Annotated in this window: 13 protein-coding genes, 4 tRNA genes and 1 riboswitch; of the genes, 15 read left to right on the top strand and 2 right to left on the bottom strand. The window is 60.9% G+C overall.

The window, feature by feature from the left end; translation table 11 throughout:
* Window positions 1-373: 373 nt before the first annotated feature.
* The 12 genes from Y707_RS0102550 to Y707_RS0102495 all read left to right on the top strand — a co-directional run bounded on the left by Y707_RS0102550 (window position 374) and on the right by Y707_RS0102495 (window position 10,886).
* Complete coding sequence (locus Y707_RS0102550) at window positions 374-1,471, top strand: tyrosine-type recombinase/integrase (RefSeq protein ID WP_035780026.1); 1,098 nt, start codon at window positions 374-376, stop codon at window positions 1,469-1,471.
* 200 nt (window positions 1,472-1,671) lie between these two features.
* The gene (locus Y707_RS0102545) at window positions 1,672-1,869 is read left to right on the top strand and encodes a helix-turn-helix domain-containing protein (protein WP_026533912.1); all 198 of its coding nucleotides are present in this window, start codon (window positions 1,672-1,674) and stop codon (window positions 1,867-1,869) included.
* 94 nt (window positions 1,870-1,963) lie between these two features.
* Complete coding sequence (locus Y707_RS0102540) at window positions 1,964-3,505, top strand: AAA family ATPase (protein ID WP_026533911.1); 1,542 nt, start codon at window positions 1,964-1,966, stop codon at window positions 3,503-3,505.
* Window positions 3,502-3,753 carry a hypothetical protein gene (locus Y707_RS0102535; protein ID WP_035780025.1) on the top strand — a complete coding sequence of 84 codons (252 nt, stop codon included), beginning with the start codon at window positions 3,502-3,504 and terminating at the stop codon, window positions 3,751-3,753. The genes Y707_RS0102540 and Y707_RS0102535 overlap by 4 nt, the downstream gene beginning before the upstream one ends.
* A gap of 487 nt (window positions 3,754-4,240) precedes the next feature.
* Window positions 4,241-5,701, top strand: a complete 1,461-nt coding sequence (locus tag Y707_RS0102530) for a terminase large subunit domain-containing protein (RefSeq protein ID WP_026533909.1) — start codon at window positions 4,241-4,243, stop codon at window positions 5,699-5,701.
* 9 nt (window positions 5,702-5,710) lie between these two features.
* The gene (locus tag Y707_RS0102525; RefSeq protein WP_026533908.1) at window positions 5,711-7,009 is read left to right on the top strand and encodes a phage portal protein; all 1,299 of its coding nucleotides are present in this window, start codon (window positions 5,711-5,713) and stop codon (window positions 7,007-7,009) included.
* Window positions 7,006-7,614 carry a VG15 protein gene (locus Y707_RS28740; RefSeq protein ID WP_051441572.1) on the top strand — a complete coding sequence of 203 codons (609 nt, stop codon included), beginning with the start codon at window positions 7,006-7,008 and terminating at the stop codon, window positions 7,612-7,614. The genes Y707_RS0102525 and Y707_RS28740 overlap by 4 nt, the downstream gene beginning before the upstream one ends.
* Window positions 7,611-8,057 carry a hypothetical protein gene (locus Y707_RS0102515; protein WP_026533907.1) on the top strand — a complete coding sequence of 149 codons (447 nt, stop codon included), beginning with the start codon at window positions 7,611-7,613 and terminating at the stop codon, window positions 8,055-8,057. The genes Y707_RS28740 and Y707_RS0102515 overlap by 4 nt, the downstream gene beginning before the upstream one ends.
* 7 nt (window positions 8,058-8,064) lie before the next feature.
* A complete protein-coding gene (locus Y707_RS33110) occupies window positions 8,065-8,196 on the top strand; it encodes a hypothetical protein (protein WP_275451184.1) in 132 nt (43 codons plus the stop codon).
* A 596-nt stretch (window positions 8,197-8,792) separates the two neighbouring features.
* Complete coding sequence (locus Y707_RS0102505; RefSeq protein WP_026533906.1) at window positions 8,793-9,632, top strand: phage major capsid protein; 840 nt, start codon at window positions 8,793-8,795, stop codon at window positions 9,630-9,632.
* Between the two features lie 7 nt (window positions 9,633-9,639).
* A complete protein-coding gene (locus Y707_RS32060) occupies window positions 9,640-10,575 on the top strand; it encodes a hypothetical protein (RefSeq protein ID WP_216699190.1) in 936 nt (311 codons plus the stop codon).
* Window positions 10,572-10,886, top strand: a complete 315-nt coding sequence (locus tag Y707_RS0102495) for a hypothetical protein (protein WP_026533905.1) — start codon at window positions 10,572-10,574, stop codon at window positions 10,884-10,886. Before Y707_RS32060 ends, Y707_RS0102495 begins: the two co-directional genes overlap by 4 nt.
* Window positions 10,887-11,280: 394 nt before the next feature.
* Here Y707_RS0102495 and Y707_RS0102490 read toward each other — a convergent pair.
* Window positions 11,281-11,355 (bottom strand) — tRNA-Val (locus tag Y707_RS0102490).
* A 247-nt stretch (window positions 11,356-11,602) separates the two neighbouring features.
* Between Y707_RS0102490 and Y707_RS0102485 the strand changes: the two genes are divergently transcribed.
* The 3 genes from Y707_RS0102485 (at window position 11,603) to Y707_RS0102475 (ending at window position 11,903) form a co-directional block, all read left to right on the top strand.
* Window positions 11,603-11,674 (top strand) — tRNA-Gly (locus tag Y707_RS0102485).
* Between the two features lie 70 nt (window positions 11,675-11,744).
* Window positions 11,745-11,815 (top strand) — tRNA-Cys (locus Y707_RS0102480).
* Between the two features lie 13 nt (window positions 11,816-11,828).
* A tRNA-Val gene (locus tag Y707_RS0102475) sits at window positions 11,829-11,903 on the top strand.
* 45 nt (window positions 11,904-11,948) lie between these two features.
* Here the strand turns inward: Y707_RS0102475 and Y707_RS0102470 are convergent.
* Window positions 11,949-12,263: a DMT family transporter gene (locus Y707_RS0102470; protein ID WP_026533904.1), complete on the bottom strand. Its 315-nt coding sequence runs from the start codon at window positions 12,261-12,263 to the stop codon at window positions 11,949-11,951.
* Window positions 12,264-12,274: 11 nt separating this feature from the next.
* Window positions 12,275-12,334: riboswitch (guanidine-III (ykkC-III) riboswitch) on the bottom strand.

Here is a 12,334-nt window from a genome sequence, read left to right as displayed (position 1 = left end):
AGCACACAGGTATGCCGGACTTTTCGATGAAAAGTCCTCGCCAATGGTGCGTCCAATCTTTGTCCCGCTGCAGGCATAAGACAAGGGCCTAAGGCAACCAATACAGGGCACCGGAGAGCGGGTGTCAATTTGCGCGGGCGGTTATCTAACTCCGGCGCTGAATCCGCCGTCCCGCAGCATAAGAATCAAGTGGGTGGGCGATACTGGGTTCGAATCTGATTTTGGCATGTTTTCCACTTCCCCGGATTTCTGCGGCTAAACCGCTGCTGACCTGCGCCTTCATCACACAGTATCGCCTGACACGTCTGGACACAAGCGGTCACAAAATGGCAATCTTATTGCACGATAGTTGCACGAATAAGGGGAAAAGCTGATGCCAAAACGCCACCGCCGAAGCTTCGGAGCGATCCGAAAACTACCCTCCAAACGGTTCCAGGCCACCTACACCGGACCGGACCTCACCAAGCACACTGCACCCTCCACTTTCGAAACCCGCGAAGATGCGGAAGGGTGGCTCGCAGGCGTCCGCCGGAAAATCCAAAACGACGAATGGACGCCGCGTCCGGTTAGGAAAACAGCTCGGACTTTCGGGGATTACGCGGACACCTGGCTAAGAGAGCGGACCCTCGCGCCGCGGACCAGAGCGCACTACAACTGGCTGCTGCAAACCCGGATTCTGCCCACGTTCGCCACGGTCCCGCTCAAGGCCATCACAGGCCCGTTTGTACGCGAATGGCACTCCACCATGGGAACGTCCACGCCGACGCTTCGCAGCCACGCGTACGGCCTCCTGAGAACCATCCTCGCCGGGGCCGTCGAGGATGAACTCATCGCCGCGAATCCGTGCCATATCCGCGGCGCGGGGAACGCCAAAAGGGTACACCGGATCAAACCCGCGACCGTTGAGCAGATCACCGAGCTGGTTGCGGCGATGCCGGATAAATACCGGGCACTAACATTGCTGGCCGCGTGGTGTGGACTCCGCTTCGGTGAACTGACCGAATTGCGGCGGGCGGACATGGACCTGAAAAACAATGTGCTCCACGTTCGCCGCGGCGTCGTCAGAGTCAACGGCGCTGTGGTCATCGGCAGGCCGAAGTCCGAGGCCGGTATCCGGGACGTGAACATTCCGCCGCACCTGAGTACGTTCCTGGAGGATCACCGCGCCAGGTTCGCCGCACCGGGCCGGGACGGCCTGCTCTTCCCCACGGTCACCGGCGGGCACCTGGCACCGGCGACCCTCTACAAGTCGTTTTATAAGGCCCGTAAGGCTGCAGGGAGGGATGACCTTAGATGGCACGACCTCCGGCACACCGGAGCCGTCCTGGCGGCGTCCACCGGTGCCACCCTCGCCGAGCTGATGGCAAGGCTCGGGCACTCCACCCCGCAGGCCGCACTACGCTATCAGCACGCCGCCGACGGCAGGGACAAGGCGATAGCCGCCCGTCTATCTGAACTCGCCAAAGGATAACGACACGCACGTAAATTACACGTGTGGTATTCTATGTCACAACAGGTAGCCTTGCAGCCGAGTCCGACGGCGAAACAAGGGGAAACCAAGAACCGCATGTTGTGAAGGCACCAATTCGCATCACAAGGGCAGGCAGGGTCCGGACCAGTCCAACTCCCTTGGAGCCGCGACAGTAGAAACACACTGTCCCGGAGGCTCCAATGCCCACCAAAAGAACACCGCCAAGGTACGCTTCCCTGACCGAAGCCGCCGACTACGCGCACATCTCCACACGCACACTCCGCCGCTACATCACCGACGGACGCCTCACCGGCTACCGCGTCGGACCCCGCATCATCCGCGTCAACCTCGATGAACTCGACAACCTGTTCAGCGCCATCCCTGCAGCCAGCGCATGAACACGGAAAAGAGAAGCCGCCCGGCGGGGAACCAGGCGGCAAAAGATCATCCGGGCAGGCGATCCACCCCCAGCATAACCCATGACGTGATCTCGTGACCGCCGGCTACGCCAGCGCCCGCCGCGCCACCCTGGACAAGCGCCGCGACCAGCTCAGCGCCGAGGCGGCCAAGCAATACCACGACACTCACGGTCAAATGGTCTCCCAGGCTTCCCAAGCGTCCGGCAAGGACTCCCTACCTGAGGCGACACTCGAACAGATCGCGGACTGGATACTCACCGCCCTCGAAACCGGCGACGCCATACCCGGTATCAGTCCCGACGAATACGCGGCGATCGTCAACAAGGGCGACATAGCCAACAAGGCGCAGGATATCCGCAACCGCGACGCGGCCAAACAAATCATTGCCGCCGAACAGGCCGGACAATTCACCCCGCCGACACCCATTCCGCTCGATGCGTTCATCGCCAACGCCGCCAACCAAGAGGAGGCATGGCGGATCGAAGGCCTCTGGCCCGTCAACGGGCGCGTCCTCTGCTCCGCCGCATACAAGGCAGGGAAAACAACCCTCATCGGCAACCTGCTCCGCTCCCTCGTCGATGGAGACCCCTTCCTCGGCAGATATCAGCCGCTGTTGGCCGACGCCCAATACGTGCACGAGAACGGGGTCCTGCTCATCGACACCGAAATGACCGAACGGCAGCTCGGTGCGTGGCTCGACGACCAGGGCATCAAAAACCAGCACCTGATCGAAGTGCTGTGCCTGCGCGGCCAACTCTCAGCGTTCAACATCCTCGACCCAGCGACGAGAACCAAATGGGCACGGAAAATTGAGGGCTCCGAAGTTGTCATCCTCGACAACCTCCGCCCGGTCCTCGACGCGCTCGGTCTGGATGAGAACCGGGAAGCAGGAAAATTCCTCACCGCATGGGATGAATTCATGTCCGAAATGTTCGCCACCGAATCGCTGATCGTCCACCACACAGGGCACGGGCAGGAACGCGCCCGCGGCGACTCAGCACTACTTGCCAGCAACGACGCCATGTGGACACTCATCCGGGACGACGAATCAGAGGAACCGATATCGCCGCGCTACTTCAAAGCCATCGGCAGGGACGTGGACGTGCCCGAGACGCTGCTCAACTACGACGGAACAACCCGGCGCCTGAGCATCGGAGGCGGGAACCGGAAAGACACCAGGACGGCGGGGAAAGTCCATGCCGTCCTCGACTTCCTCAAAACCTCGCCCGGAACCTCCAAGACCGGGATCAAAACCGCGATCCCCGGCGACGACAAAGACACCGCCAAAGCCATCGACGAAGCACTCCGGCAAGGACTCATCCGGGCCGAAAAAAACACCGGCAGAGGAGGCGGATTTTTCTACCATTCAGTCAACATCGGTGGATCGGTAGAGATCGGTACCGATGTTAATTCTTTTCAGGTAGTCGGGTGTAACCCGACACCTGAAATAAAACACGAAGAACTACCCGGCTTCAACTTAGGTGAAAAACAGGATTCACCTAAAAAGAAATCCATCCCTCCAGCACAACATAATCCCTGCCAGTCCCACCCGGTCACGCCGAGGCCCGACCTCTGCGAAGACTGCAACAAAATCCAAGCAAAGGAAGCATCATGAGCAAGCAAAGTATCCAAGACCTGTCCGCCGACCACCGCCGGGCCGCGTCCCTCATCATCCACTACGGCAAAACCGACAATGAGGGCATCAATGCGATCCTCACCGAGAGCATGGATGCGGGCAGAGTGGTACCGCTGATCTTCGCCATCCTCTCCGTCTACGACCAGCTCGGGGATGAGCTGCGGTCCGACGTTGGCCAAGCCGTCCTGTCCTCAGTCATCCACGACCTCGCAGGGCAAGAACAATGAGCACCCTCAAACCCTGCATCGACTGCAACGAACTCAGTGATAAGCAACGGTGTGCTGAGCACCGACCCAAGCCAGCACCGAAGCCCAACGCCAAGCGCAAGGCAGCGGAGTATGACACCGCCTGGAGGGACCTCTCCGAACGGGCACGCCGACTGCAACCGTTCTGCCTCTGGTGTGGTGCTACCAGCAACCTCCAAACCGACCACACCCCAGCCGCGTGGGAACGGAAAGCCGCCGGGAAACCCATCCGCTTGCAGGACGTGAGGGTGCTCTGTGGTGACTGCAATGTCCTCGCCGGACAGGCACGGCCCGGATCCGGACAACGCACCAGCGAAGAAAGGCCGGAGCAGCCTGCCCCCGTCTCACCATCCGGACGCCACTTGACAAAGGGGGGAGAAGGGGTAAGCGATCCGCGCCCGATCCCGCGCCGAAGGCAAAGTTTCAATAACAGTCCGGCGGTTATTCCTGGACATGGGCTGGTGGAGCCGTGGTAGCCGGTCCTAAGGCCGCGATTACGGCTGAGCCACTGGATTTCAGTTCCTACCCTGCGGACGCGGCAGAGCGGCGTATACGGTTCGTTCACGAGTATCTGATCGTCCCGCGTGGGCATGGTGCCGGTGATCCTGTGGAGCTGCAGGACTTTCAGCAGGCGATCATCCGGGGAGCTTTTGCGGCTGGTATTCGTAATGGCGTCGTCTCTTGCCCGAGAGGTAACGGAAAAACGAGTCTGGCGGCAATGCTGGCGGTTGCTGAGATGTTTGTCGGCCAGTTTTCGGCGGAGGTCCTGGTAGTCGCGTCGGATCAGCGGCAGGCGAATGTGACGGTGAATCAGGCTAAGCGCATGATCGCCCTAAATCCTGAGCTTGCGGAGCGTGTGCAGGTGTTCAGTGACCGCGTTTATGTTCCACATACGGATTCCACGCTGACGCCGCTACCTGCTGAACCTGACGCCCTGAACTCCTGGGATGCAACCCTCATCGTCGTTGACGAGCTGCACGTCGTCACCCGCGAAGTGTGGGAGGCAATCACCTCAGCATCGGGCAAGCGGCCGCAATCGTTGACGCTGGCCATTTCGACGCCGGGCACGTCTGAGGATTCAATCATGTGGGACCTGGTCAAGCTGGGAAGGTCTGGGGAGGACCCGGCATTTTTCCTCCTCGAGTTCGCTTCCCCTGAGGGTGCTGGTTCGGATGACCGCCACGCCTGGCGGGCCGGTAACCCGGCGATGGTCTGCGCTAAGCCGTTCCTGTCTGAGGATGGGTTGCTGGCGGCGCGCAAGACGTTGCGGGAACCGGCGTTCCGGCAGTTGCGGATGGGCCTCTGGTCCAAGGGCGTGGATTCTTGGCTGGAGTTCGGACAGTTCGAGGCCCTGGCCGACTATGCGCGCACCGTCCCGGACCGGACCCGGATCACGCTTGGATTCGACGGCTCCAGCAGTGGCGACAGTACGGCGTTGATTGCTTGCACGGTCGAACCGGACCCCTACGTTTTCGTCATCGGTGTCTGGGAGAATCCCGGCGACACGAAATGGCGCGTACCGCGGGAGGAAGTCAGCGCACACGTCGAGATGGCTTTCGAGTCGTTCGACGTCGTTGATATGGCCTGCGATCCGTGGGGATGGCGCTCCGAAATGGAGCAGTGGGCAGCCAAGTACGGGCCTAAAAGAATCCTTGAATGGGACACGTCCCGGCGTACCCGGATGGGGCCGGCAACGGACCGCATGTATCAGCTCATCGCCACGGAGGGTATCAGCCATGACGGGGACACCCGTTTGATGACGCACTTCACGAACTGCGTGGCTCAGGTGACACCGCAAGGGACGGTCATTACGAAAGACAAGCGCGTTTCCAGGAAAAAGATTGACGCCGCCGTGGCGACGATTGCCGCCGTGGACCGCGCCCAATTCCACACCAACACCACTAAACGCCGCCGTGTTGCGGCTTTCTAAGGAGAAAATATGAATGAGCTGTTGAACACTCTGTTGCAGAAGTTGGACGCACCCGCGGCCCGCTACACACTGTTGGATAAGTATTATGCCGGGGAGCAAGCCCTGGCGTTCCTCGCACCGGAGGCCAGGACGGCTCTGGGCTCCCGGTTCGGGCGGATGTGCTCCAACATCCCGCGCCTGTCGGTTACGGCCCTCGCGGAGCGGCTGAGGGTTACCGGCTTCCAACGTAACGGCGTCCCGGATGCCGAACTGTGGCAGGACTGGTTGAGCAACGACATGGACCAGCTCGCCAACGTCGCGCACCGCGAAGCCCTCACCTTGGGTACCAGCTACGTGATTGTTTGGGCGAATGCCGCCGGGGAACCCCACGTGTCCGTGGAGTCCGCCCGTCAGGTCGCTGTACTCCGTGACCCTGGCACCCGGCGTATCGTCGCGGCGGTGAAACGGTGGGAGACCGATAAGACCACCGAAGCCGTGCTCTATGAGGCGGACACGATCACCCGGCTGCGGGCCAACAATGTTGGAGCGGCAACATTCGGGCAGTTCGCCACAGTGGAAGTAGTCGAAAACCCCTTGGGCATCCCCCCGGTGGTCGCGTTGCAGAACAGTGACCGGCTCCTCGATGACGGGGTCTCCGAAATGCAGGACCTGATCCCGCTGGTGGACGCCTTGAATAAGCTGCTGGCCGACATGCTGGTCAGTTCCGAGTACTTCGCACGCCCCCGGCGCTGGGCAACCGGCCTGGAACTTGAGGAGGACGAGGACGGCAACTCGGTCAATCCGATTTCCGAAGACCGCCGGATGATGGTTTCGGAGGCACCGGAAACGAAGTTCGGGCAACTCCCGGCGGCTGACCTGTCAGCCTATGAGGCTTCCACCCGCGTCCTGCTGGGGCAGATCATGGCCGTGTCCGCCCTGCCCGCGCATTACCTTGGGACGCTCACGGACGCCCCCACCTCTGCGGATTCGATGCGCGCCTCGGAGTCGTCCCTCGCGGCGCGTGCCGACGCCCGCCAGGCACAGTTCGGGCGGGGATGGGAGGACGTGGCCCGGCTCATGATCGCTGTCCGCACCGGGCTGGACCCACTGGGCATCGACGTACGCGTGAAGTGGGCCGACACATCCACCCGGTCCATAGCGCAGGAAGCCGACGCCGCCGTGAAACTGTTCACCGCCGGCCTGCTCCCGGCATCCACGGTGTTGGACCGGCTCGGATACACGGACGATGAAATCCGCACGATCCGCGAAGCGAGGCGCACGGAGGCCCTGGACCTCGCCGGAACTGACCTGAAAGGACTGCTGGGATGAGCTACGAGGATCTCATCAAAGCTCTTGGCCTGAGGACGGGGAAGATCATCCTCCAGCTGTGGGAGGCAGTCCTGGATGGGCGTATCACCGTGGCGGACTTCCTAGACCTTGCCGCGCAGACTGTGGCCCTGGCTAATCAGCAGGGCCGCGCCACGGCGGAACTTGCCCTCTCCGGTTTCCTCACCGCCGCTACCGGGCAGGTTGTTGTTCCCGGCGCCATCACAGTCACCGCCGCTGACGATATTGAGCGGCTGGCAAGGGCCATGTTCACGATCACCGAATCACAAAAGGACACGGTGATGCAGCTGGAGAGGATCGCTAAGACGGAGCCGATGGAGGCAGCGGCCCGGCAATTCTCCGAAGGCATCGCCGCAAGCCCGTTGACAACCGGATGGGTACGGTCCATGGAGGGTGACGCCTGCCAGCTCTGTAACTGGTGGTGGCGGGAAGGCCGGGTCTGGCCCAAGGAACACCGGATGCCAACACATAAGGGCTGCGCGTGCACCCCCATCCCCACCGTCTCCAGCAACATCGAATCCACGAAATACACCAGACGACTGGCCCGCGCTACAGCAGGCCACGGACAGAAAGTAGATGCAGCATGAGCACCGAAACCGAAGAGACCACCGAAGAGACCACCGATGATCTGCAAGGTGTACGGAACCGTACACCTGAACCAGCCGAACCGGAGCAGGAAGAAACCACGGAGGAAGAGACCGAGCCGGAAACCTTCCCGCGTGAATACGTCGAAAAGCTGCGGAAGGAAAACGCCGACAACCGCGTGAAGGCCAAGACCGCCGACGACCTCGCCGCACGGCTCCACACGGCCCTGGTGACCGCTACGGGGCGCCTGGCGGACCCTACCGACCTGCCATACGATCCGGGCCACCTGGAGGACGCCGAAACGCTCACGGCGGCTGTGGATGAGCTACTGGCCCGCAAACCACACCTTGCCAACAGGAAGCCACGCGGCGACGTAGGGCAGGGAACATCCGGTTCCACCAGTAGCGTAGACCTCGCCGGAATCCTCCGGTCACGAGCGAACTAAGGGGAAGATGATGAATCTTGAAAATGACATTCACGCGATACGCAAGGCACTGGAACGAATCGCGGACCAGATGGACCCGGACGGCAAGCGGGAGAAGCCAGAGGGACCAAAGAAGAAACCCCACGCCATCGTGTGCTAGATGAAAGTGCGGAATTTCCGCACTTTGAGCGGCGGCAAGACCGAAAAGATCGAGATGCCATGGAGATCGAGATCAAGCCAAAAGCTCGGGATTACGCGACGCTAGATGAAAGTTCGGAAATTCCGAACTTTGAGCGGCAACGCCCGCGGGCACCTGTCGCTTCCGGCGACACCTGAACCAGGTTCGGCCCTCTCGAAGGGCCGGCAGGTGTGGTCTTCAACTCCACAACTGACGTGGGAGCGACCACGGTAGTGTGATGCACTACCGTGGTTTTCGGCTTGCGCCCGCGCACGCGTGGGAGCGATTTTGCGAACTCGCAAAATTCGGCGGGCTTCAAGTTTGCGCCCGCGCACGCGTGGGAGCGACCAACCGTGGCCTTCAAGGACACAGTTGCCCATTACCGAATCCGGTAATAGCCCCTTGTCCATTACCGACATGTCACGCTATTGACAGATTCGTTATTCAAGGAATCTTGAATATCTACCTAGTACCGCCGGTATCGGCTACCATAAAGGGTAGGGACTGGCTCCCTCTAGCGTTGCTGGACAGGCTCCAGACGTGAAAACACCATTCACCGTCTTTAGGAGCCACATATCATGACCCTCGATACCGTCAGCGGCCAGACCCTCATACAGGAGCAGGTCGCCTCTATTCTCGTCCAGCCACTAGAGGCCGCTTCCGTGGTCCTCGCATCCGGCCCCCGCATCTTCGATTCCTCCGAGCCGCTGAAAATCCCCACCCTCACCGGGTCCACTGATCCGTCATGGGTCGCTGAGAATGAGCTGATCCCGGACTCTGAAGTTACGTTCGGTGAAATAAACCTCATGCCCTCCGACCGTAAGTCCATCAAGGCGCTGACCAAGTTCAGCAACGAAATGGCCCGCCAATCCAATATCGGTCTGGATGCTGTCCTCAAGGCCCGCATCGTCAAGGACGTGGCCGACAAGCTCGACACGGCCCTGCTGATCGGCGACGGGACACTGAAAACCGTTACCGGCATCACTAAGCAGGCGGGCACACAGGCCGCTGTCCTGGGTGCTACGGACGCGGATTCGTTCCTCGACGCACTGGCCCTCGCTGCTGCTGCGGAAGTCACCCCGAACCGTTGGCTTATGTCCGGTGCTGATTTCTTCACTATCCGCAAGCTCAAGGACACTTCGGGCAAGTACCTGCTCGAATCCGATATCACGACGGGCACCACGTACCGGCTGTTCGGTATCCCTGTCACCGTGACCAATAAGCTGGCCGCCGGTAAAGCGGTCCTGGCGGATATGTCACAGGTCGCCGTCGTCCGCGATATCGCCCCCTCGGTGACTGTCCTCTCGGAGCGGTTCGCTGAATACGATCAGCAGGCTATCCGCGTCGTCACCCGCTACGACCTCGGCCTGCTCCACCCTGAGGGCGTCGTCATCCTAACCGCCGCCCCGGTGGTCTAATCCAGTGGTGACAACCAACCTGGTAAGGCGGCCCCGTTTCACTGACGGGGCCGCCACGGCCGTCTGGAGTATCAAGGGCGGTTTCCTCGCCAAAGTGGCAGGCACCGACGCGGCAGGCAACCCCATGTCCGGCCTGCACGTCACGACGGGCAACACGTCCGGCGTACCGAACACCGCGCCGCACACGGAAGTGACGTTGGCCGCCGGCGAGAAGGTCACTGTTTGGGTTGAGGGCAAACTGTTCAACACCGCGCCGAAAATGTTTGTAGGACTGGTCTCCACAACGGGGCAGATCAACCCGAACCCGACGACGGGGAACAGTGTTGAAATGCTGTTCCCGGCCTCCAGCTCCGCATACAGCACCGTGACGGCCACCATTACGGCCCCGGCCAGCGGTCCCTACCTGCTACGGCTCTACAACCTCACAACGGGCACGTTCGACGTGACCGGCGTCAGGGCGTCAGTCATGGCAGCACCGGATTCATTGGGCATCTTCGACGGCGACACCCCGGACACCGCCACGACGGCCTACGCCTGGACAGCCGCCGCCAGTAGTAGCGAATCCACGGCAACCGTCGTGGAAGTAACCCCCGAACCTACACCGGACCCCGAACCTACACCGGAGCCTTTACCTGACTCCCCTGGGAAGCGGGTAGCCGACTTCCTCGGTCAGGGTTACAACCCCGAGCTTGTGGCAATGGCTGACCAACACATCCTGATCGTCACGGCTATGGCGCAGGCATACACCCGCGGCAAAGGTTTCACCGGGGGAGTGCCCGCCGATGATGTTGCCGCCGTCATCACGACGGCGACGGCCCGGCTGATCGCCAACCCTGAACAGTTGGATATCCGGGCCGGGGAGGTCAGTGTGAAGGGAGCCTTCACCGGCTGGACATTGGCTGAAACTTTCGTCCTCAATCGGTACCGGAAGACCGCACGATGATCTACAAGGACAAGGTCATCGTCGTCACCGGAGGCGGCAGGGACGCCAAAGGTAATCCGTTGCCCACCGTGGATTCCGGCCCCTTTCCGGCGCAGGTGAACCCGGTCAGCTCCAGCGAGTCCGTGAAGTACGGCGCGCCCCCGCTGACGGCCTACTACCGGATGATGATGGGCTCATACGGCGGGGACCTGCTCACCCCCACCGGACAGGTCAAGTGGCGCGGGCGCAGTCTCTCGGTACAAGGCGATGTGGAACCGTGGATCGTCAACGGACGGCTGCACCACTACGAGGCGACGCTGAGAGTGGGATAAAGATTTGGCGTCAACGTCACCCCCCGGTCTTACGAAGCTGGCCGGACGGGGAACGATGGGAAGTCAAGGTTCCAGTCGGACTGATTGACTCCCAGCGCCAGAACAGGTAGACCCCCGGCAACTGTCCAAAGTGCCCCGGGGGTCTACTGCTGTTTAGTCCGGTTACCCCGGCGTGCAACTATCGTGCAATAACGACAAAAATACCGGCCTTATTTAGTGGCTTCGAGCAACCTTTGAAGCTCTTTTACGGAGACCATACGCCGGGGATTTCCGTTGCGGTCCAGCTCGCTGATGAGGACCTGGATACCAGCCCTAAGGGCTGTGTTTGAGTTGCACGACTGTTGCACGCGGCCTGTCTCTGACCCCTCAATGTGCCTCTGACCAGGCCTTTCTTTGGTGGGCGATACTGGGTTCGAACCAGTGACCTCTTCGGTGTGAACGAAGCGCGCTACCACTGCGCCAATCGCCCCCTTGCGGGAGAGCGGAGAACGCCAGCCAATAGCCTGACATTCCGCCGATGCTCTAAATGCTATCGGAACACGACCAGCAGAACCAAAATCGAATGGAATCTGCGTGGAAACCCCGAAAATAAGGCATTCGGAAGCCCGATTTGATGAATAGGAACTCGTCCTATAGAGTTTTTACTCGCAGGAACACGAAGAAAACATCGCTTCGAATCCCCCGGATTTTATGCGGATTTCGTATGTGTTCCCCATGCGGACGTGGCTCAGTGGTAGAGCATCACCTTGCCAAGGTGAGGGTCGCGGGTTCGAATCCCGTCGTCCGCTCGCAGGTCACTGTTGGGCGTAATCGGTTTCGGTGATTGAAGAACTTCAATTCAGAGGTTATTACGTACACGGTGGGGTGGCCGAGAGGCGAGGCAGCGGCCTGCAAAGCCGCGTACGCGGGTTCGAATCCCGTCCCCACCTCGGTATGCATTATGGGCGATTGGCGCAGCGGTAGCGCGCTTCCCTGACACGGAAGAGGTCACTGGTTCGATCCCAGTATCGCCCACCAAATAGAAAAAGCAGCTCCGGACCGGGGCTGCTTTTTCTATGCCCGTTAGTGAATAACTTTTAGGCCGATAACGCAGCCGACGATTCCCAGCAGTAGCAGGACCTTGACGACCGATGCCGGTTCGCCATCAAAAATCATTGCGTACGCAACAGTTAACACCGCTCCGATTCCGACCCATACCGCGTATGAGGTGCCGACGGGCAGCGTTCTCATTGCCCAGGCGAGCCCGGCCATGCTTAGTATCAGCCCAACGACAAACACAACCGAAGGGCCCAGTTTGCTTAGCCCTTCGGATTTGCCCAGCGCTGTTGCCCAGACGGCCTCCAGGACACCGGAGACCACCAGAATTATCCATGCCATACCGATCACTCCTGACGCCGTCTTGTCGCTGTCCGGGTACGGCGAGCCTCGTCCGGGGGCCTGAGTGGCTT

The organism is Arthrobacter sp. H14 (assembly GCF_000520495.1).
Lineage (GTDB): Bacteria > Actinomycetota > Actinomycetes > Actinomycetales > Micrococcaceae > Arthrobacter_C.
The sequence above is the reverse complement of the archived record's forward strand: the minus strand, read 5'-3'. Positions and strand labels throughout refer to the sequence as shown.

What these genes read in the sequence shown, in the direction of transcription:
- Y707_RS0102550 (WP_035780026.1), top strand. Translation starts at nt 374, where the DNA reads ATGCCAAAACGCCACCGCCGAAGCTTCGGAGCGATCCGAAAACTACCC.
- Y707_RS0102515 (WP_026533907.1), top strand. Translation starts at nt 7,611, where the DNA reads ATGAGCACCGAAACCGAAGAGACCACCGAAGAGACCACCGATGATCTG.
- Y707_RS0102545 (WP_026533912.1), top strand. Translation starts at nt 1,672, where the DNA reads ATGCCCACCAAAAGAACACCGCCAAGGTACGCTTCCCTGACCGAAGCC.
- Y707_RS0102470 (WP_026533904.1), bottom strand. Translation starts at nt 12,263, where the DNA reads ATGGCATGGATAATTCTGGTGGTCTCCGGTGTCCTGGAGGCCGTCTGG.
- Y707_RS0102505 (WP_026533906.1), top strand. Translation starts at nt 8,793, where the DNA reads ATGACCCTCGATACCGTCAGCGGCCAGACCCTCATACAGGAGCAGGTC.
- Y707_RS0102495 (WP_026533905.1), top strand. Translation starts at nt 10,572, where the DNA reads ATGATCTACAAGGACAAGGTCATCGTCGTCACCGGAGGCGGCAGGGAC.
- Y707_RS0102525 (WP_026533908.1), top strand. Translation starts at nt 5,711, where the DNA reads ATGAATGAGCTGTTGAACACTCTGTTGCAGAAGTTGGACGCACCCGCG.
- Y707_RS0102535 (WP_035780025.1), top strand. Translation starts at nt 3,502, where the DNA reads ATGAGCAAGCAAAGTATCCAAGACCTGTCCGCCGACCACCGCCGGGCC.
- Y707_RS28740 (WP_051441572.1), top strand. Translation starts at nt 7,006, where the DNA reads ATGAGCTACGAGGATCTCATCAAAGCTCTTGGCCTGAGGACGGGGAAG.
- Y707_RS33110 (WP_275451184.1), top strand. Translation starts at nt 8,065, where the DNA reads ATGATGAATCTTGAAAATGACATTCACGCGATACGCAAGGCACTGGAA.